Source organism: Fischerella sp. PCC 9605 (assembly GCF_000517105.1).
Lineage (GTDB): Bacteria > Cyanobacteriota > Cyanobacteriia > Cyanobacteriales > Nostocaceae > PCC9605.
Window position 1 is genome coordinate 1,479,073 of record NZ_KI912148.1, and the last position, 22,374, is coordinate 1,501,446.

A 22,374-nucleotide genomic window follows, 5' to 3' on the forward strand; every position below is an offset into this window, starting at 1 on the left:
CCATTAATCCCTACAAAAATGCAGCAGCATTGCTGCATCTAGTATCGAGTGTCAAATTCAATAAGTGGACTGAGAGCATTAAGGGAATCAAGCGTAAGAAGACACTCGATATGTTATTAATTGCATTTGCTCTCAAAGTTCGTGGTTAATAAGTGATGTAAAAGATCTACTGGAAGAAGTAGAGTAATAACCGTCTTTTGGAACGTTGTATTTATTTGTCATGAGTCAGTAGTCATTTGTTATTTATATTTGCTGTCGTACTAAAGACAAATAACTCATGACAGTCTTAACGAAAAAAGTGCAAATTGGACGGTTTGCAAATAAACAAAACAAAAACTGTAGGGTGCGTTACGGACTACCGTCCTAACGCACCATAATTTAAAGCTACAGCTGTAAAAATTAGTGGTTAGTAGTCAAAAAAAATCAACAGCTAACCACTGTACGGGCGAAGCATTTGTACGAAGATATTTCGTTTTGATGGAAAGATACCCATACAAATACTTCGCCCCTAGAAACTACCAACAACACCTAATTAGTCATAAGTAATGATGAAAAACATAGCAGGTAAAACAGTACTGTTGACTGGTGCTTCCGGTGGTATTGGAGTATTTATTGCCCGTGCGTTAGCAAAAGAACAAGCAACAGTAGTCTGTGTTTCTCGTTCCCAAGATCGGCTGGAACAAATACGTGCTGAGGTCGAATTGGCAGGTGGTAAAGGTATCAGTATTCCATTTGATATCAGCAAATTGGAAGAATTACCAATCCTTGTGCAGCAGATTAATCAACTTGCAGGTGCAGTTGATATTTTGATTAATAATGCTGCCATTGAAAAATACCGACCTTTTCAATATTACTCCCAAAAGGATATCCAGTCTATATTAATAACTAATTTACTAGCTGGGATGGAGTTGGCTAGGTTGGTATTGCCAAGCATGCTAGAGCGTAATAGCGGTAACATTGTTAATATCGCCTCTGGTTCTGGGAAAAAAGGAGCGCCTTACAACAGCATTTATTCAGCTAGTAAAGCTGGTTTAATTATGTGGACAGATGCGATACGGCAGGAATTAACTAATACCAATGTAGGGGTTTCAGTCGTTTGCCCGGGATACACAAAAGCAGGAATGTTTTTAAAGTTTGGCTTGCCAGCACCTAAATTGGCGCGTATTTCTGAACCAAAGGCTGTGGCTCATGCAGTGCTACAAGCTATTAAACATAACAAAGGAGAAGTTCTACTTGATGGATTTCTTACCAGGCTATTGTTTTCCAATATACAACTTTTCCCCGATTTTGGAGATGCAATTTACCGTTGGATTGGTTTGACCAATCTGAACCTAACTTGTGCAGAAAATCAAATGCGTATCGAAAAACGATTGCATAACTAATGATTTTTGATGTTTGTAGTCAGTGCTATAGATAGGTAGGACTTACTACAAACTGAAATCAATTTTAGTAGAATCAAAAACTAAGTATTTTGATATATAACACAGTTCTAATATCTAGACTGTGTTTTTTTAATAAAAATCATAAATATTACACAAAAATAGCAAAAATCCCGACTGAAAAGTCTGGATTTTTCATTTTTCATAGATTTACTCCAATTAATAAGTCGTTAATTTCATTCTTCAACTTATTTCTTCTCTCCTCACACCTAGTGAATCACCACTAACTCAACAAACGGAGAAAAAATGGCTGATAGTCATTATGATGTCATCATCATTGGTACGGGTGCTGGTGGCGGAACACTGGCATATAAATTAGCACCAAGTGGGAAGAAAATTTTAGTCCTAGAGCGAGGTACTTTTGTACCTAAAGAAAAAGCAAATTGGGATTCACTGCAACTTTTTCAAAAAGAGCGCTATCGCCCAGCAGAAGTGTGGTATGACAAACACGGTAAAGTAATTCGTCCAGTCACGCACTATTATGTTGGTGGTAATACTAAATTTTATGGCGGTGCATTATTTAGATTTCGCGACCATGACTTCAACACAGTTTTTCATAAAGATGGTATCTCTCCTGAATGGCCATTAAAGTATCGGGACTTTGCCCCCTACTATACTCAAGCAGAAAAACTATATGAAGTACACGGTCAACGAGGTTTAGATCCTACTGAACCTCATATCAGTGAAGACTATCCGTTCCCAGCAGTCAGCCACGAACCTTACATTCAAGAAATTCACGATGCCTTAAAAGATAAAGGCTTACATCCATTTTATCTGCCACTTGGTATTAAGCTTAATGAAGCTAATCGTTTTTTAAGTACTTGTATTCGTTGTGATACTTGTGATGGCTTTCCGTGTTTTATTAATGCTAAGGCTGATGCTGATGTTAACTGTGTGCGACCAGCCATAGCTCATCAGAATCTAACTTTAATTTCTCAAGCAAAAGTTTTCCAACTGCATACAAGTGCATCTGGTCGCGAAGTCACTGGAGTAACAGCAGAAATCGCAGGTAAACAGCATATTTTTTCTGGAGATATTGTTGTTATTGCGTGTGGTGCAATTAATTCAGCAGTATTGTTACTCAAATCTGCTAATGATCAACACCCGAATGGATTAGCTAATAGTTCTAATCTCGTAGGACGAAATTATATGGCTCATAAGTTTGCCGTGGTCATGGCTTTGTCTACAAAATTAAATTCTACAGTTTTTCACAAAACTCTAGCTGTCAATGATTTCTATTGGGGGGAAAAATATTTTCCTTATCCAATGGGAAGCGCACAACTGTTAGGTAACATCACTACAAATAGAGTCGCTGCATATGCACCTCCTTTTACACCCGATCTTATTGCTGAGGCAATCGCAAATCATTCTGTTTCATGGTTGTTAATGACTGAAGACTTACCAGATCTCAAAAATCGCGTGCGCGTCGAAGGTGATAAAATTTTTCTCGAATATACAAATAACAATGAACAAGCTTTTAATCGTTTAATTAAGCGTTGGATTTCGGTACTGAAATCAATTAAACTACACTCTCAAAAAGGACATTTTTCTTTTTTTATTCCTCAAAAATTGACTCTAAAAGAGGTGGGACATCAGTGTGGTACTTGTCGTTTTGGCGAAGATCCAAGAAAGTCTGTACTTGATATCAACTGCCGCACTCACGATGTTGATAATCTTTATATTGTCGATGGTAGCTTTTTCCCCTCTAGTAGTGCTGTGAATCCATCTCTAACGATTATGGCAAATGCTTTGCGAGTAGGAGAGCATTTGCTAGAAAGGATGAAGTGACATTAATTATAAGAAGTTCGTAGTAAGGACTTTAAGCCTGAAATATTCAAGCGCTAAAGCGCTTACTACGAACAAGTGATAGATTTATGGCAATAAGTATGGACAGTGACGTGGAAACAATACGGATTGTTCAAGATATGAATAATTAACCTTTGTGTCTTAGTGTCTTTGTGGTTTAAAAAGACATTATTTTTCACCACCAAGGCACTAAGACACCAAGCAAAATATAATGGGCGGTGCGTTACGCTAGCGGTAACGCTACCAATTATTAAATCGGTGTTGCTGCCAAATCTTTTGATTTTTCAACTATTTGATATAGTTTCTCTTCAAACTTTCCCATACATACTGACCAATCATATTCGAGTACGGAAAAGCGGGCTTGCATGGGCATTTCTTCTTTGAGGTCGGGATTTTTTAAAATTTGAATCACTTTGTTGGCAAAATCCCAAGGATTATTGGGTTCGGCTAAAAAACCGTTGCGATCGGGGAATACCTGTTCTGAGGTTGAAGGTGCTTTGACTGCAACTACAGGAGTTCCAGAAGCTAAGGCTTCGTTGTTGGAGGTGCAGAAGTTTTCGGTAATGGATGGATTGACAAACACATCGGCTCGTGCATACCAACCCAAAAGTTCTGTTCCGTGAGATTCACCCCATACTGTAACACCCGATCCAAATTTGGCGGCGCGCTGGCGCATCTCTTCCTGTTGGGGACCGCTACCAACAATAACTAGATGCACATCAGGTATTTGGGCAGCGATGATTGGATATATATCGAGAAGCTGAATGACACTTTTTTCCGGGGCAATGCGTCCGACAAACAGGAGGGTGGGACGACGATCGCCAGGAATAGGATCGTAACAGATGTTGGCAGGATTAAATTTTTGGCAATCTATTCCTTGATAGGGGAGATATTCACTGCGTTGGGATTTCAGACTTTTGTATTTCTCAAGCTGTTCTCGCGAAGGAAAGAAGTTATAGTCGTAGGTTTCACTGAACTGCTTAATTAACATAGGCAGCATGGGACGAATAAAGCTAAAAAACTGATTTCCCATGTAATATCGAATATAAGCTACGATATCTGTGTGAAACAGAGATACGATTGGGGTGTTAGTTTTTCTAGCGTATTCAGCTCCCACAGGACGACCGTAACCTTGCAAATACAGTGAATAAAATCCTCTCATTTGCGGTGCTTCTTCAACCACCACAATATCTGGTTGGAATTCCTCCAACAATTTGGTATCACTCCAATGGCGATAGTGTAATGGTTGGGGAAGAGATTTGTAGAATATCAGAGGTTGGGTAGGGAATGCGTAAGAAGAAAATTTGGGGAAAGATTGTAGTTCTTCCAGTCCTGGCATGGGACGACTACCAACCTCTTTGGGATACTGGTCGTTGATTTCTGGGTGAACAAGAAAAACTTCATGTCCCTGTTGTAGTAACCACCGCACCCGTTGGTGTACTGCAACTGAAACCCCTGTCAAGAATGGCGCATATAATCCTGTAATCAGGGCAATGCGAAGAGGTTGTTTATTCATAGTTCAAGGGAGTTGTTTAAAGAGATGGGAGATGGGGGGATGGGGAGAGTGGGAGAGTGGGAGAGTGGGAGATGGGGAGGCAATAGTAAATTACTAACCACTAACCACTAACCACCAACCACTAACTACTAACTACCTAGATCTCAAAGAGATACTTTGCTATCAACAGGTTGGTCTAACATTTGATAAGGGCGATATTCGACTAGCCGGATGTTCCAAGGCCCTTTGATCTGATAAGTAATGCCGCGCCAGTTAATTTTTGGCATCCACGCAGACGATACCATCACAAATGCATAAACCCAGTGTGTCAAAGGAATGCCAAACAACATTTTCACTACAGTGGTAATTGACAATCTGGTGATTGTTCCTGTATTGTTGCGAATTATTGGTTGTACTCCTTTTTCTAGAGCGATCGCCATTAATAGCAATGCCACTATATAACCGCCGAAACCAGCAAAGGCAACTGTAGCCGCATCCCATTGTTGCTGAAATAACGCCGCCAGACACAATACTAAAAGTAGATTTGGCAGCAGTACTGTTTGCAGCGCGTCAGCAATTACAGCCCACCACTGGGGATGATAAAGTCGAGAAGCAAGTAGTTGACGCTTTGTCCAGCCTAGTAATCTGGGTAAGTCGCACTCTTCGCGATTGAGAATCAGCAGAGATGGTACAAACTTAACCTGCAACCCATGCTGTGCTAGGACGTTGCGGATCATGGTATCTTCGCAATAGGCTCGTGCCCATCTATCTAGCAGTCCGGTTTGGCGAATTACTTCTGTTTTCAGCGCCAAAGTACCACCCCAAGGAATGCGATACAGGTACATCTGCACAACTGCGGAGGCATTCCAGAAGTATCGCACCAATGAACCCCAATATCTGCCTGTGGACAAATACCAACGATTACCAGTAGTCGCCCCAACTTTAGCATCGGTTAGAGGACTGACTAATTCGCGCAGCCAGTTGGGATGAACCACTGCATCAGCATCTACCAGTGCAACTGCTTTGTAGGAATCATCCAATTCTGAGACAGCTTGCACGATGGAACTGCATTTGAGGCTACAGTTGTATCGCCTGATCGTTAAAGGGCTAATTTGGACGTTAGTTGCTCCTATAGAGGCTATAGTCTCAGTGGCAATTTGCCAAGCTGGATCTTCTCGGTTATCAACGATCAGCTTTAGATCGTATTGCGGGTAGTTTTGCTGTAAAAGCGATCGCAAACAATTAGGCAAAAACGGATCGCCACCCCGCAAACAAAGAATGACTGCTGTTTTGGGTAACTGGTCGTCTGGTAAGGAATTTTTGCGGTGCGATCGCAATACCCATAAAAATACCAGTAATATAGATACTTGAATGACCAGCCAGCCTATCAAAAGTCTACACAGAAATATCGCCAATTCTTTCATTGTTAAGGAAGAAGGAAGAGAGATAAGATAGCCAGCCTTTAACAAAATTGTTCTTTGTCATTTGTCATTTGTTGTTTGTTGTTTGTTGGTTGTTTACCACTGTACGGGCGCAAAGCTTTGCGCCCCTACTAAACAATGACTAATGACTAATGACCAATGACCAATGACTAATGTTTATGGATCGAGTCCATACTTCATTGCAATCTTGATTGTTGTGTTTTTGTTCAATGAAAAACTTGCATCGCGAAACTTTGGTGCACCAGTTATAACTGACACGGTTGGGTTATTGGAAATACCAAAACCTTCTTGAGGAATGCCTAAAAAATCTCTGTTGAGTATATAATCTCCGTTTTGATCGTCAACAACAGCAACTGCATAAGTTCCCGGTTTCAAACCAGCAAACTGCTTTTTGATAGAGCTCCCTGTAATCTTAGTGCAGCCACTTTTGACTTCACTGGTATCACTAAAAGGAAACCCTTTTTCACTAGAAAATACTCTGAGGCAAACCTGACCATTTTGGCTTTTGATGCCATTTACTACTACAGTAAGTGTAGTATTGGATTCTGCTTTAACAGTACAAGCTAAACCAATACTTGCTATGGTAGGCAGAAAAAACAAAATAAACTTCGAGGCTTTAGCTAACATTGTCATTCCCATCAATAAATTATTTCGGTGATGGTTGTTGTTTGTTGTTTGTTGAGTGTTCCAAACAACAACCAACAAACAACTATGAACTATTTACTTAGTTCATCACTTTTTTGATGTCCGTTTTTTTCAGCCATTCTTGTGTCAGCTGCATTCCTTGTTCTAAATTAATGGTTGGTTCATAACTTAAGGTTTTTCGTGCTTTCTCAATTGAATAAGCATAGGGACGAGTCATAAAATCTACGACTTCCGGCAAAATATCGGCTTGTTTGCGAAAAAGTTTTTGCCCTTGATAACGCAGCTTGAGAAATAATTTAAGTTCATCTTTTGGCAGAGAAAATGGTGCTGGTAAACCCGCCATTTCTGCCAAGCGTATGAAATACTCCTTCCAAGAAGTTTCTTGCCCATCTGTGATATTAAAAATTTCACCGTAGGTTTCTTTTTCTAAGGCAAGAAAGATAGCTTCAATCAGGTTGTCGATATATACGTGATTGATAACTCCCTGCCCATCGTTAGCATAGGCAAACAATTTTTGCCGCATTAATGATAGCGGTCGAACTATCCAAGGAATACTACCTGGGCCGTAAACATCACCTGGTCTAATAATAATAACGCCAAAATTAGGTGGATTATTCAGTTGTAAAAGTGCTTTTTCAGCTTCTATTTTTGTCTGACAGTAAGGATTATTCTCGCCTGAAAGCGGCCCGTCTTCTGTAACACGATTAGGATAGTTGAAGCCGTAAACTAAAGCACTGGAAATATAAACGAAGGTTTTAACACCAGCAGTCTTAGCAGCTTTAGCTATGTTAATGCTACCGCCGACATTTACCTCACGAAATTCTTCAATTGAACCACCTTCTTTGGCAATTTCATCTGTGTGTATAACTATGTCTGTTCCCTGACAAGCTAATTCAGCATTAGCAGGATCGGTGATGCTGCCAATCATGACTTTAGCGCCCAAGTTCTGCGCTTTTTTAGCTTTATCTGTGGAACTTTGCAATCCACAAACTTTCATCCCCTTTGCAATAGCAAGTTCAGCAGTACGTAAACCAATAAATTCGCCAATTCCGGTGATGAGAAGAGTTTTATTTTGGAAATCCATGCTAACTCTGTGTTATTTGTTGGTTGTTGTTTGTTGTTTGTTGTTTGTTGGTTGTTGGTTGTTGGTTGTTTTTATCCAAACAACAATGAACCATCAACAAACAACGCATTAGAAAATATCTGCTGGATCTGTAGAACGGAGTTTATTGATAGCCAATGCTCCCGAAGTCATGCACATTAATATCGTTGATATGAGAACAATTGCTGCATTCTGAAAGCTCATCATGATAGGTAATTTGGTTGCTTCCATAGCAAATTCATATAAGAAGATGGAAATAATCCATCCTGGGATGTAACCTAATACTGACAGAATCAGAGCTTGTTGAAACACAACATTTAATAAGTAGTTATTTTCATAGCCTATAGCTTTTAATGTGGCGTAGGCGATTAGTTGAGTAGAAATATTACTGTAAAGAATTTGATAGACAATCACAATACCAACAACTGATGCCATTGTTAGCATAAGATTCAGGATGAAACCAATAGGAGTTCTGGTAGCCCAATATTGTTTCTCAAAATCAATAAATCCTTTGTGAGTAAAAATTTTCACATCATTTGGTAAATTGGCTTTGAGTTCTTCTAAAACCTTTTTAGGATTGGCTCCTGGTTGAAGTTTAATTACACCTACATCTATCATTTCCGCAGGACGACTGTTAGGAAATATCCTCAAGAAAGTTGTATCACTGACTATTAAGTTGCCATCTACGCCAAAGGATGGGCCCAAGCCAAATAAACCACCGACTCTGACTCTGTACCCTCTTAATGAATCAAAGGGAAATATTTCAAGTATCTGTTCGGTATTTTCTTGAACAAATTTCTGGGCAACTGGGCCAAATTCTGGTCGAGAGTTGCGGTCAAAAAGCACGACATCGGGGACTTTAATTTTATCGATATTTTTCTCCACTTCTGCCAAACTCATCACAGGTCTACCTGGTTCAAAACCAATCACATAGATTGAATATTTCTCGCCGTTTTCGGGATTCTTAAATTTGGCAAATCCCAAATACATGGGGCTAACTGACTCCACACCATTAAACCCCAGTGCTTGATATAATCGAGTCCGAAAAAAGCTCTGAATTGCAGTCAAAGATTTATATTGGGAACTGACTAAAAATAAATCACCTTGGAGATTGCGATGCACTTGGGTAGCACTAGAGTAGAGTGCATCTTGAAATCCAAGTTGCATAAACATCAAAATCACAATAAAACCAATGCCAGCTACAGCTACTAAAGAACGAATTCTGTTTCTGACTAGTTGCAGCCATGCCAGAGGAATTTTAAACGCCATGATTCCAGCTTTTGGGATTGTAGTTTTGCGAGTAATTTAACGATGCCCGGATTACCTAAATTTTGATAGCCACATCTACCTGTAAGTTGGTTAAACCAGCGACTTGTTGGCTATCTGCTGGGTTATCGATGCGGATTTTCACTTGAATTACTCTGCGGTCTGTATCTGCTCCTGGATTAATGCTTAAGATGTTCTGTCTGTCAACTAGCAAACCTATTTCGCTGACTGTTCCTTGCAATTTTTTTCCAGGAAAAGCTGTACTGGTAATAATAGCTTTTTGACCTACACGTACTTTCTGGATATCGGTTTGATAAACTTCTGCGATGACGTGCATTTGAGAGGTTTTACCTACCTCAATAATTCCCGTAGAGGCTACTACTTCTCCGGATTTGGCGTGAACTTTCAAAACTTTTCCATCTATGGGAGATTTAACATAAGTTAAATCGTGTTCTGCTTTGGCTTGTTTAACAGCAGATATTGCTGTTTTGAGTTCGGCTTCTGCCAAGCGTACATCTGTTGGACGTACCTCTTTAATACTCCCGAGTTTGGCTTTTGCCTCTCTCAGTTGCTCTTGGAGAGTGTCTACTGTACGGCTAAGGGTAGCTTTGGCTTCGGTAAGCTGCTGTTGCAGTGTCTCTAGTTGCAAGGATTTACTAGCTGCTGTAGACGCAGAAACCGCACCTTCTTTGTATAGCTGTTGATACCGGGCGTTCTCGGTTTGGGCATTATTTACTTGCGCCTGGAGGCTGGCGATCGCTGCTTTCTGTGCATTTACTTCTCCTTGCAATTGCCACTCTACTTGGGCGATCGCTGCTTTTTGGGCATTAATATCACCTGTTTTCGCCCCAGCTTTCACCTGTGCCAGTTTAGCTTGAGCGACTTGAACATTGTCTACAGCCTGTTGTACTGCTGCTAGAGAACGAGCATATCCTTCCAGCAACGCTACTATTTGCCCTGCTTTTACCTGGTCTCCTTCCTTGACTAAAAGTTTTTCCACTCGCACACCAGTCAGTGAACTGGGAGCAGACAACTGAGTCACTTCCCCATCAGGCACTATCCGTCCTAAAGCTGTGACTGCAACTCTCGCTGGCGTAGTTTTAACAGCCTTTTGCTGTTGAGTTTGAACAGGAGAGCGAAACATTAACAAACTGAAAAAAGATACTAATCCGGTAGCTAAAGCAATAGAAACTGCCAAAAAAATTCCCCACCTAGCTACGGGTTTTCCGAAAAATAGGCTTTTCTTGTCTGTTGTCATATTGTTGTTGGTTTTTAGTTTATTGTTGATGGTGAGCCAGCGCGCTCCAAAGGGGGTCTCCCCCATGAGCGACTGGCGAACCCGGAGGGTTGTTGGTAGAAGCGCAAAACCTTGCGCCGATACAGTGATTGGTTCAAACGAAAAACAGCAAACTACTAAAATTCAACACGAAAAATACTTGTATTTATCTTGGTGGTTAAAAATTTTTTGAACCACCAAGACACCAAGACACGAAGAGAAATTTGTATCTCCCTTTCTCCAGTGCCATTATGCGCGAACTTAGTTTATGTAACTGAAACTTCTAGTCTCCCACTTAATCAAAAAGGAGTTATAAATGCTGTATTGGTACAAACAAATTAACTGCAAAAACTATGGTGCTTTTGTACCAAAATATTCTGCACTTTGCTCTCAGTAAACATCAGCAAAAATATTCCCAAAGCGATGTAAAATTAACTAGAAGACTTCAGTTCTGGAAGAACTAAAACACAACGAAGCGACGATAATGTTGGCATCAAAAAACTTGCTTTCCAGTATGGCAAAAAAGTTTGATGTTGTCAAGCTAAATAATATTTCTCAGCATAGCTGCTGCTGACACTATATATAGTGTGAACATTACACGCAAAAAAAGATTCTTAACTGCTAGCATTTCAATAAAATCCATAAAAAATAGTTAAAAAGTTGCAAAAATTACAAAAAATTTTATTTGTCTAATTTACAGATTGAGCTTCAGTTTCAAAACCTACTTTTAATTGTATGAGAATGTTTTGATCAAGTTACTAGTAGCATGTCTTGAAAGGCAAACGTCAAGAGCCACAACTTCTGCCTTCCCTTGTCGCGACTACCGCCCTTCTTACTTGGGCATGAGTGCAAACAATCAGTTTTTGTTATCAGATCAAAGTTGATATGGGGAACTTTTTGATAACGGTTTACTTCGTAGAGCTACTAGGTAAATAAATACTGTTATCAATTGATTGACTGTTACTTCTTGACCATGAATCATAAGACATTCTCATCAGATTTCTCAAAAATTTCACGTTTTTGATAATACTGGTGAAATAATATTGGGTTTATCGTCTTGTTGGTATTTTCACTGACGACACAAAAAATAGTAATTATGCCTAGAATACCTATAGACAAAATTAAAATTGGTGTGAACCGTCGTCCATTAAATGGCGAAAAAGTTAAGGATTTAAAAGAATCTATTCAAGCTAATGGGCTACTGAATCCCATTACAATAGACCAGAATTATAACTTGATTGCTGGGCTGCACCGTCTGACAGCCTGTCAAATGCTGGATTTACAAGAAATTGAGTGCAATATTGTTAATTATGAATATTCTGAGCAAGCTCGCCTAGCCGAGATTGACGAGAATTTGATCCGCAACGAGTTAGAACCCCTAGAGCGTCATGAACTGTGGTTAGAACGGGAGCAAATTCTTCAGCGCATGGGACTGAGAGCGAAAGCAGGAGATAACCAATACACTCTCCAAGGTAGTGCAACCATTGCACCACCTGCCAAGACTACTCGGGAGATGGCAAAAAAAGCTGGCTACTCTGAACGTACTTTGCAGCAAGGCTTACAGATAGCTAAAGCAATTCACCCAGAAGTTAAACAGATAATTAAAGAAACACCACTGGCTAAAAGTACGACAACTCAATTAGAGATAGCCAGAACTGCAACTCAAGAACGTCTCTTGGCAGAAGAAGCAGAAAAGGCTGCACAACTAGCCAAAGCCAAAGGAGAGCAACAAGAAGCCGAACGGCAAGCTACCTTGGCAAAAGAAGCACGAACCAAGCAAAAAGAGCTACAGTTGTTAGCTTTCAAAAGTGCTATGGCACAAAAACAAGCAAAGTCAGCTGTTAAGAAAGTATCGCTGCAAGCAGAACAACCCGTTAAGAAAGCAACTGTTAATGTCAAAGAACCGAGAGTCAAACTTGGTGACGAATTGATGCTTGGTAGGCACTTAGTTTATTGTAGCGATACTAGCAGTCAAGAATTCAGGGAACTGTTGCCCTCAAATGCGGCTTTGGCGATCGCTACCCTATCACCAACCTGGAATCATGATTATTTAATCGACGAGGCGCGGATTGTTGCTGTAATGCGTTCCCAGGGCAATGTTTATGAATTTTGCAGCCGAACTCGGATGCCATTTCAATATGAATTTGTAATTGACAATTTGTATGTAGGCATTTTTTCTCGCCAAGCAATATCTAAACCTCAAACACCAATCAATATTGAAGGCGTAGAGGGAATAGTCAATTACCTCATTAATCTATACACAAGTTACCAAGATAAATTTGTGATTGCTCCGTTCATGGGAAATGGTGAAATTCTCATTGCTTGTGAAAGATTGGGGCGTATCTGTTTTATAGGAGATGAGAACCCGGAATTAGTCAGCCGCGGAATTATGCGTTGGGAGCAGTGGACAGGAAAACAAGCAGGGAAAAGTGATAAATAAAAACCAGATTTTTCAAAGCTTAGGTGTTAAAAGTATCCCTGTCAAGGTGCAACCTTCAACATCAAGTTTTCTTTGTGTGTTTGTGCCTACCCTGCGGGAAGCCGAGTAAAGCGCGTCTATGTGGTTCAAAAATAGATTTTATTAAACACCAAGACACTAAGACACCAAGTAAAATCACAAGCAAATTGGAATTTTTTAACCCACCTTGACAGGGCTAGTGTTGGCTCCTATTGAATCGGACATGATATCAACCAACTACTAATCACCAAAAAAACCTTAAAAATTTTTCTGTTATTGATTAACATTCACTCAATGTGTGTCTGCTATTCACAATCATGTAAACAAATATTGACTTAAATAACCACTTAACATATCTAGTTTATTTTTATTAAAAAATCAGCATCCGTCTTAGCTGAATTACCATGCTTATATGAAAAATTTACTGATGCTCACTCATTGCATAAATGTATTTATCACATAGTTCAGTTAATTGTTAAACAAATTGGTGTTTATATTTTCATATCAAAAAAAATTCTATTTAAAAACTGGGCATGTAAAGTAATTTGCTACTAAATAAAAGTAAGAAAAGTTACTATTTGAGAATGCTTTATAGTTTTCATCAGATTTTTTTAAAATTGCCTTCCACGAACAGTCCTGTTGATGCTAGCTATGCTAATGTTGGTTTTAATTCTGATTATTTCAGCGGCAGGGCAAATTAGTTAGTTGATTGAGAGCGGACAACTAAACACTAAAAAAAGTCTAATTGCCATCATTAATTACTAGTTCAATTATTTGGTAAATTTGCTCATGAATTCGGATGAAAGGAGGCATTTTTCTGTAACGATTTTGTCAAATAATGTTTGACAAAATTTATAGAATATATTATCTTGGAAGTCGAAACTGCTATGGCATTTATTAAGATTCAGAACGTTGTCATTAACACTAACTACATTGCCGCAGTTAAGCTAGATAATCAAACTGGCTCTGGAGAAAAAAGCATTTCTATCCTCTTAGTTACTCCCAAGTTTTCATTATTCCAGCTGGAAAGCATCTCCACCAATCACCATCATTACGAATGGATTGAGTTCACTGGTCAAGCAGCTAACGCACTGCAAGACTACTTTACTAGTTACAACAACGTTATCGACCTACTACCAGAATCTCAGGAGTCGAGCGCTGTGTAATATTTTTTTATTCAATCGCAACAGACGTAGCCGAGATGATTTTCATTGGCTAAAGCGTCTACTCATCAGGGTGACATTTGCTATTTGGCATGAATGTCTGTACAGGTATTTAGCTTTCGTGCATAGGATAACTGCTACATTAATTCGCTACAGAAATTGTAGCAGTTCTAGCATCCACATTATCAAAGATTAGTCTATTTTTCTATGTCTGCTCATTCAATTGATATTGCCTTAGCGCAATTTGAAGAACAGATAAACGATTGTGAAAAGGCTTTGGTGAGGTTTATTGAGGTCAAAAAAAAGATGTCGGATCAATCAACGCCAATCGAAAAAATTAACAGAAAATTGCAACATAATCCTATCGCCATTATTGGTATGGCTTCTTTATTTCCTCAAGCCAGAAACTTGCGGGAGTATTGGCAAAATATTGTTAACAAACTCGACTGCATTACCGACATCCCATCAACACACTGGAGTGTAGAAGATTACTACGACCCCAATCCCAGAACACCAGAAGACAAAACCTACTGTAGAAGAGGTGGATTTATCCCCCATGTTGATTTTAACCCAATGGAGTTTGGCATTCCGCCAAATATCTTAGAGGTTACAGATGTTTCGCAACTGTTGAGTTTGCTAGTTGCCAAACAGGCGATGGAAGATGCTGGCTATGCAGAAAATTGCGAGTTTAATCGCGAAACTGTAGGCGTTATCTTAGGTTCAGCAGCACTGAAACTGGGGATTCCCCTTTCTGCGCGCCTGCAATATCCAATTTGGGAAAAGGCACTCAAAAGTAGTGGCTTATCCGATGAGGATACCCAAAAAATTATCGAGAAAATCAAAAGCGCCTATGTGAAATGGGATGAAAATGCATTTCCCGGTATGTTAGCTAACGTAGTCGCCGGACGCATTGCCAACCGTTTAAATTTAGGCGGGATAAATTGTACAGTTGATGCTGCTTGTGCTAGTTCCTTCGCTGCCCTGAAAATGGCAATTAGCGAGTTAGTAGAGCATCGCTGCGATATGATGCTCACTGGCGGCGTTGATACAGATAACTCCATCACAGCCTATATCAGTTTCAGCAAAACACCAGCAGTATCTCCCAGCGAAACCGTTAGACCTTTTGATACCGAGTCCGATGGCATGATGTTGGGTGAAGGTATCGGTATGGTTGTCCTCAAACGCCTAGAAGATGCGGTACGAGACAACGATAAAATCTATGCAGTCATCAAAGGCATCGGTACATCCAGTGATGGACGCTATAAAAGCATTTACGCTCCTCGCCAAGAAGGGCAAGTGCAAGCATTACGCCGCGCCTACGAAGATGCAGGCTTTACGCCCGAAACTGTCACCCTGATTGAAGCACACGGTACGGGGACTATGGCAGGCGATCCCACCGAATTTGGTTCTTTGCGAGAATTTTTCGGGAAAAACAACTCTAAAAAGCAATATATCGCCCTTGGAACTGTCAAATCTCAAATCGGACATACAAAAGCTGCTGCTGGTGCGGCGAGTCTAATCAAAACTGCTTTGGCACTCCATCACAAGATTCTCCCAGCCACGATTAACGTCACTCAGCCCAATCCCAAACTCAACATCAAGAATACCCCCTTCTATTTGAACACCGAAACCAGACCTTGGATTCGGTCAGAAGGTGAACCGCCAAGACGGGCGGGTGTGAGTTCGTTTGGCTTCGGCGGTACAAATTACCACGTCGTCCTCGAAGAATACGAAGGCGAACATAACCAGGCTTATCGCTTGCACATTGCTCCCAGTGAAGTAGTGCTGTTTGCTCAAACTCCGGCGCAGTTGTTGAGCAGTTGTGAAGAAACTTTAACTAAGTTGCAGTCTGAGGCAGGCGACAAGCATTATTTAGAACTGGTAGAAGCTTGCAAAACTACAGAAATTCCTCAGAGTGCTGCCAGAGTTGGTTTTGTGGCAGAGTCTCGCGCTGAAGCTTGCAAGTTCATGCAAATTACTATCGACTTGCTGAAAAACAAAGCTGCTGCAACATCTTGGGAGCATCCCCAAGGTATTTTCTATCGCACTTCTGGTATGGAGTTAGCCGGAAAAGTAGTAGCTTTATTTTCCGGGCAAGGTTCGCAATACTTGCATATGGGTCGGGAATTAGTCATGAATTTCCCGGAAATGCGCGGTCTGTCTGGCTACATGGATAGTCTGTTACGCAAAGATAATTTGCAACCACTCTCGGAAATAGTTTTTCCCCATTCTGCATTTGAAGAGACAGAAAAAAATGCCCAAGTGGCGGCATTACAGCGGACAGAATATGCTCAGCCTGCCATCGGCATGTTAAGTGCAGGAATGTATAAATTACTGCAAAAATCTGGATTTAAGGCAGATTTCGTAGCCGGACACAGTTTTGGTGAACTCACAGCTTTATGGGCGGCGGGAGTTTTGAGTGATGCAGATTACTGTTTGCTGGTGAAAGCACGGGGACAAGCAATGGCTGCACCCGAAGACCCGAATTATGATACGGGTGCTATGCTGGCGGTGAAAGAAGACCTGAGTAAAGTGGAAGGGGTGCTGAGGAATTTTCCGCAGGTAGCGATCGCCAATCTCAATTCACCCCGACAAGTAGTGTTAGCAGGCCCTACAGATGAAATCGCAAAAGTCCGGGATGCTTTGCACAACCAAGGATACGCCGCTGTCTTGCTACCAGTATCCGCAGCTTTCCATACACCGCTAATTGCTTTTGCTCAAAAATCCTTTGCGATCGCCATCAAGAACGTTAACTTCCAAATTCCTCAAATCCCTGTTTACACCAACGTCACAGGTAAAGAGTATCCCAAAGAACCAGCAGTAATTCAGAGAACCCTAGAATCCCACCTCTCGAACTCAGTCTTGTTCAAGCAAGAGATAGAAAACATCTATGCGGCTGGGGGTTACTGCTTTGTGGAATTTGGGCCGAGAAACATTCTCACCAACTTAGTAAAAGATATTCTCGGCGAACGTCCGCATATGGCGATCGCACTAAATCCCAGCGCCCAAAAGAACAGCGATCGTTCTCTGCGGGAAGCTACTGTGCAGTTGCGCGTCGCAGGAATGCCCTTGAAAAACCTCGACCCTTACCAACTACCACCAGTTATTGCCGAACCACAGAAAAACAAGGGTTTGAGCGTGCAGTTATGCGGTAGTAACTACGTATCAGAAAAAACGAAAATGGCATTTGGGCAAGCTTTACAGAATGGGCAAACAGTGAAATTGCAGCACAGTGGATCTGAGGAAAAGACAGTTACATCTCAACCTCTTACTCTAACTGTAAATGCCACTCCCACCCCAGCAGTGCAACAAAGTAACGGAAATAACGGAAATAACGGACACAGTAAAAAACCCCTTCTGATAGAAGACACAGAACAGAAGGGCAATGGGCAAAGGGCATGGGGCATTGGTAACAAAACCAATCCCCAATCCCCAATTCCCAATCCCCAATTCCCAATCCCCACTCCCCCCCTCTCATCTAAGCCAGTTCTGGAGTCGAAAATGCCAGATATCCCAGACAAACTTGTAAATTATCAAAGAGTTTTAGAAAGCTTAGAGTACGTCCTGACACAGTTTCAACAAAATCAAAGTGAAAATTTACAAGTTCATTCCCACTATCTGAACCATCAGGTGGAATATGCCAAAACCTTTTTCCAACTGATGCAGCAGCAAAATTCCTTGCTTGCTAACAACAAACATTCAGCGGATGCGGCCAAGCTAAAACCAACAATCATCGAAAGTTTAGACCGCAGCATGATGCAGTTTCACGCCCAACAAGGTGAAACCCTACGCATCCACGAGCAATATCTCAAGGATCAGGTAGAATATACCAAAAACTTTTTCCAACTCGTCCAGCAAGAATATTCTCAACTCATCACCGATGGGGGAACTCCTCAACCAGTAATTTCTACAAATGGGAGAATAGGGACACCAGAAGAAGTCAAAACAATAAAAGAAGTAACAGAAGTAAGAGAAGTCAAACCAGTCAAAGAAGTAACACAAGAAAACACTTCTCTATCTTCCCCCACCTCCCCCACTCTCCCACAGCCCCCAACCCCAGAGGGGGCCCCTAGCCCCCACTCCCTCACTCCTCCCACTCCCCCCACCTCCCCATCCCCCCCTCTCCCCATCTCCCCACTTCCCACACCGACCGTCAACACACCACCTCAACCAGTAGTTTCTCAAGTACCACTACCGCCAGCATCAGCACCAGCCATTGATTTGTCTGACTTGGATCAAACCCTGCTAGCCATCACCAGCGAAAAGACTGGCTACCCAGTCGAAATGCTGGATATGGACATGGACATGGAAGCAGACTTGGGGATTGATTCCATCAAACGTGTAGAAATCATGGGTGCGTTGCAAGAGAAATACCCCGACATGCCCAAGCCAAGTAATGTAGAAGAACTGGCAGAATTACGCACCATCGGTCAAATAGTCCAGTATCTGCAATCTTTGGTTTCTACCCCAACCACCAACCACCAACAACCAACCACCACCCACCAACCACCAACAACCAACAACCAACAACCAACAATAGCCAACGACTCCACCGCAGTTAGCAAAAGTGTCGCAGTAGCCGCAGAAACAATCATTACAGTTACTGAAACACATACTCCTGTAGCAGAGGTTGACTTAAGCAACTTATCTGAAACCCTGTTAGGTATTACTAGCGAAAAGACAGGCTACCCAGTCGAGATGCTAGAACTCGATATGGACATGGAAGCAGACTTGGGGATTGACTCGATTAAACGGGTGGAAATCATGGGTGCGTTGCAGGAGAAATACCCCAACTTACCCAAGCCAAGTAATGTAGAAGAACTAGCAGAATTACGCACCATCGGTCAAATAGTCGAGTATCTCCAGAAACTAGCTGCTGGGGCTGAAAAAAAAAAGTACCAGCATGAATCTGTTGACCAGCTAGACGACTTAAAACACAACGTCCAACGCCGTCCAGCTAAACTGCAAATTCTACCTCCACTAGACTTTTGGGAAATTCCCATACCAGAGGGACATATCGCCTTAATCACCGATGATGGTTCCCTCACCACTACCAAAGTTGCTGAATTACTCAGCGAACGGGGATGGAAAGTAGTAGTTTTAAACTTACCCCCATCTCTCGTTCCCGAAAAATCGCCCCTACCCCCAAGCGTCAGTCGCGTTACCTTGCAAGACCAAAGTGAGGAACATCTGCAACAACAATTAGCAGCGATCGCCACTAACTATGGTGCTGTTGGGGCATTTATCCACATTCATCCCATCTTCCAGACAAGCAACAATGGTACAGTTGCGTATTTCCCAGAAGAAAAAGCGATTATCAAGCAAGTCTTCTTCATGGCGAAACACCTGAAAAAATCCCTCAACACAGCAGCAAATTACGGACGCAGTTGTTTCTGTAGCGTAGCACGTCTGGACGGAGCTTTTGGACTGGAACACAAAATCAACTTTGGGGCGATCGGTGCAGGTTTATTTGGACTAACCAAAACCCTAGTTTGGGAATGGCCAAAAGTGTATTGTCGAGCGATCGACCTCAGCCCTGATATTAACTCAGAAGAATCAGCACATCACATCGTTGCCGAACTTCATGACCCCAATCGCTATCTTACCGAAGTAGCCTATGGTTCACAGGGAAGAGTAACTCTCATTAGTACACCTGAATAAGAGGAGGGGGAGATGGGGAGATGGGGGGAAATTAGGAGGGGAAGAGAGGGAGAGGGGGAAAAAGGGAGAGGGGGCCCCTAGCCCCCACTCCCTCACTCCCCCACTCCCCCACTTCCCCACTCCTCCACTCTGCTTGAAGATATGTCCAAGAATCAAACAATTACTTACCTGGGTCGCGTTCTAGATCAAAAGAAACATGCCCCTATTAGTGGAGCAAAAGTTTCACTAAATTATGAAGGTCATTCAGTTTCTACCTATACAGATTTAGAAGGAATTTATCGACTGACTGTAAACTTTAACAACAGCAATTATTTGCAGGGACAACTATCTATTCAAGCCAATGGCTACAAAAGTTATAACTCTTTTATAAAACTCTCACCAAAACAGAAAGACCTTGGTGATGTTCGGCTTGTTGAGCCTAATTCCAATTTAGCTTCATATTCAAATATCGGGTCAAGTTCCAATTTCAGTTCACAATCTCAAAATGAAAATTTTATACCATTACCACTAATAATAGCAATCATGATTGTAATGTTTTTAATTATGGCGATCGCAATCAAGCCTTCACCTCAAAAAAATCCTACAAACAGAAGAAATACTGTGATTAATATCTATCAACAATCAGATTTTGATAGTTTCATAATTACCTGAAAATAACAAGAATGTTTTTATTTAGAAAATCTTTATGCACGCATACAGTTTTTGATTATTTTCGACCACAGATGAACACAGATTAATCATCAGTGTTTATCGTTACTTGACAATGATTTCTTTGCCTTTAATCGCTGCAAGAGGAAAATTTATGACTACAGTAGCTCAAATTCGCCCTTCATCAGTTTTTCTGGTCAGTGGCGGTGCTAAAGGTATTACAGCTAAGTGTGCTATTAGGTTAGCACAGCAATATCCTTGCAAGTTTATTCTTCTTGGACGTTCGGAACTTTTAGAAACAGAACCTGAGTGGGCTAAAGATTGTTTTGATGAAGCGACATTAAAAAAACGCATCATGGAATATCTTCTTTCTCTTGGAGAGAAGCCCACACCCATGAGCTTACAAAAGGTTTATAATCAAATTTCTTCGAGTCGAGAAATTAAAGAAACTTTGGCGGCGATTCAAAAAGCAGGTGGTCAAGCAGAATATATCAGTGCTGATGTGACTGATGTCTCGGCTTTAAATCAAAAACTTGCTACTGCTGTTGAACGTATAGGTCAAATTACAGGCATCATTCACGGTGCTGGCAATTTAGCCGATAAGTTGATTGAAAAGAAAACAGAACAGGATTTTGAAAAAGTTTACACTGCTAAAGTGCAAGGTCTAGAAAATCTTTTATCTTGCATCAAACCCAGTCAACTTGAACATTTAGTTTTGTTTTCTTCGGTAACAGGTTTTTACGGTAATATCGGACAATCTGATTATGCTATTGCTAACGAAATTCTCAACAAATCAGCCCATTTAATCAAGCAAAAATATCCCCAGTGTCACGTTGTTGCTATTAACTGGGGAGGTTGGGATAGTGGCATGGTGACACCAGAATTGAAAAAAGAATTTGCCCGTCGGGGTATTGATATTATCCCAGTGGAAGCGGGAACACAAATGTTAGTTAGAGAAATGCATCTTGCCAATCACAATACCACACAAGTTGTGATCGGCAGTCCAATGACTCCACCCGCTGCAACTATAGAACCAGAACTCCGCAGCTATCGCATCCGTCGTAAACTTGCACTCGCAGCAAATCCCTTTTTACAGGATCATGTAATTGCCGGTAATCCCGTTTTGCCAGCAACTTGTGCAGTATCATGGATGTCCGATGTTTGCGAAAAACTATATCCAGGATATAAAGCATTTAGTAGTACAGATTTCCGGATATTCAAAGGAATTACCTTCAATGAAACCTTAGCTGATGAATATATTCTCGACTTGCAAGAAACTTCCAAAAATATCGATACTCACGAAGTTAATTTCTTGTGCAAAATTTCGAGTAAAACTCCAGAAGGTAAAACCATATATCACTTCAGCACTCAAGTTAAACTCCTGCGTGACATTCCTCCCGCCCCTACCTATGAAAACCTGAATCTCGTAGAAGATAACATCATTACCACCACTGGTAAAGACTTTTATCAAACAGGAGAATCAGCATTATTTCACGGTTCCACTTTCCAACAACTTAGAAGAGTAATAAATATTAGTCCCGATAAAATCACCGTCGAATGTTTTTGGCAAGAAATCGACAAAACCAAACAAGGTCAATTTCCAGCATATTGGATCAATGGATTTACAACCGATCTGAGTACCCATCCCTTATGGATTTGGCTATATCATTACCATCAAGAAATTTGCTTGCCAGGACAACAAGAAAGATACGAACAATTTGCCAAAACACCCTATAATCAACCATTCTACGTCTCCTGTGAAATCAAAAGTAAAACACAAACAGGCGTAGTTGCTGATTTCTTTGTACACGATCAACAAGGAACAATCTACTCACAACTCTTGGGAGGTAAAGGCATTATTTTCCCAGCCAAATTAATGCGACCAAAAGCATAAGTTTTAATTTCTTCCTTTGTGTCTTAGTGTCTTGGTGTTTCAAATATTCTCTTCACCACCAAGACACTAAGACACCAAG

13 protein-coding genes are annotated in these 22,374 nt (G+C 41.0%); 7 read left to right on the forward strand and 6 right to left on the reverse strand.

The features are described from left to right. Window positions 1-548 precede the first annotated feature (548 nt). Both FIS9605_RS0108800 and FIS9605_RS0108805 read left to right on the forward strand, forming a co-directional pair. Window positions 549-1,382 carry an SDR family NAD(P)-dependent oxidoreductase gene (locus FIS9605_RS0108800; protein WP_026732260.1) on the forward strand — a complete coding sequence of 278 codons (834 nt, stop codon included), beginning with the start codon at window positions 549-551 and terminating at the stop codon, window positions 1,380-1,382. 303 nt (window positions 1,383-1,685) lie between these two features. Further along, window positions 1,686-3,227 (forward strand): GMC oxidoreductase, encoded by a 1,542-nt coding sequence (locus FIS9605_RS0108805; RefSeq protein ID WP_026732261.1) that lies wholly within the window; start codon window positions 1,686-1,688, stop codon window positions 3,225-3,227. Window positions 3,228-3,495: 268 nt separating this feature from the next. Here the strand turns inward: FIS9605_RS0108805 and FIS9605_RS0108810 are convergent, their stop codons facing one another. From FIS9605_RS0108810 to FIS9605_RS0108840, 6 genes are all read right to left on the reverse strand, one after another. Next, the gene (locus tag FIS9605_RS0108810) at window positions 3,496-4,761 is read right to left on the reverse strand and encodes a glycosyltransferase (RefSeq protein ID WP_026732262.1); all 1,266 of its coding nucleotides are present in this window, start codon (window positions 4,759-4,761) and stop codon (window positions 3,496-3,498) included. 143 nt (window positions 4,762-4,904) lie between these two features. Beyond that, window positions 4,905-6,164, reverse strand: coding sequence for a glycosyltransferase (locus FIS9605_RS0108815; RefSeq protein WP_026732263.1), 1,260 nt, complete (start codon window positions 6,162-6,164; stop codon window positions 4,905-4,907). Window positions 6,165-6,338: 174 nt separating this feature from the next. Next, on the reverse strand, window positions 6,339-6,809 hold the full coding sequence (locus FIS9605_RS0108820; RefSeq protein WP_026732264.1) for a DUF2141 domain-containing protein: 471 nt from the start codon (window positions 6,807-6,809) through the stop codon (window positions 6,339-6,341). 97 nt (window positions 6,810-6,906) lie between these two features. Next, window positions 6,907-7,911 carry an NAD-dependent epimerase/dehydratase family protein gene (locus tag FIS9605_RS0108825; RefSeq protein ID WP_026732265.1) on the reverse strand — a complete coding sequence of 335 codons (1,005 nt, stop codon included), beginning with the start codon at window positions 7,909-7,911 and terminating at the stop codon, window positions 6,907-6,909. 108 nt (window positions 7,912-8,019) lie between these two features. Next, window positions 8,020-9,198 carry an ABC transporter permease DevC gene (devC, locus tag FIS9605_RS0108835; RefSeq protein ID WP_026732266.1) on the reverse strand — a complete coding sequence of 393 codons (1,179 nt, stop codon included), beginning with the start codon at window positions 9,196-9,198 and terminating at the stop codon, window positions 8,020-8,022. 55 nt (window positions 9,199-9,253) lie between these two features. Beyond that, window positions 9,254-10,453 (reverse strand): ABC exporter membrane fusion protein, encoded by a 1,200-nt coding sequence (locus FIS9605_RS0108840; RefSeq protein ID WP_026732267.1) that lies wholly within the window; start codon window positions 10,451-10,453, stop codon window positions 9,254-9,256. Between the two features lie 1,114 nt (window positions 10,454-11,567). Between FIS9605_RS0108840 and FIS9605_RS0108850 the strand changes: the two genes are divergently transcribed. The 5 genes from FIS9605_RS0108850 to FIS9605_RS0108870 all read left to right on the forward strand — a co-directional run bounded on the left by FIS9605_RS0108850 (window position 11,568) and on the right by FIS9605_RS0108870 (window position 22,295). After that, a complete protein-coding gene (locus FIS9605_RS0108850) occupies window positions 11,568-12,911 on the forward strand; it encodes a ParB/RepB/Spo0J family partition protein (protein ID WP_026732268.1) in 1,344 nt (447 codons plus the stop codon). Window positions 12,912-13,816: 905 nt separating this feature from the next. Then, window positions 13,817-14,095 (forward strand): hypothetical protein, encoded by a 279-nt coding sequence (locus FIS9605_RS0108855; protein ID WP_026732269.1) that lies wholly within the window; start codon window positions 13,817-13,819, stop codon window positions 14,093-14,095. 204 nt (window positions 14,096-14,299) lie between these two features. Further along, a complete protein-coding gene (locus FIS9605_RS0108860; protein ID WP_026732270.1) occupies window positions 14,300-19,753 on the forward strand; it encodes a type I polyketide synthase in 5,454 nt (1,817 codons plus the stop codon). A 141-nt stretch (window positions 19,754-19,894) separates the two neighbouring features. After that, complete coding sequence (locus tag FIS9605_RS36615; protein WP_035139481.1) at window positions 19,895-20,404, forward strand: carboxypeptidase-like regulatory domain-containing protein; 510 nt, start codon at window positions 19,895-19,897, stop codon at window positions 20,402-20,404. 151 nt (window positions 20,405-20,555) lie between these two features. Further along, complete coding sequence (locus FIS9605_RS0108870) at window positions 20,556-22,295, forward strand: SDR family NAD(P)-dependent oxidoreductase (protein ID WP_026732271.1); 1,740 nt, start codon at window positions 20,556-20,558, stop codon at window positions 22,293-22,295. The last annotated feature ends 79 nt before the right edge of the window (window positions 22,296-22,374 follow it).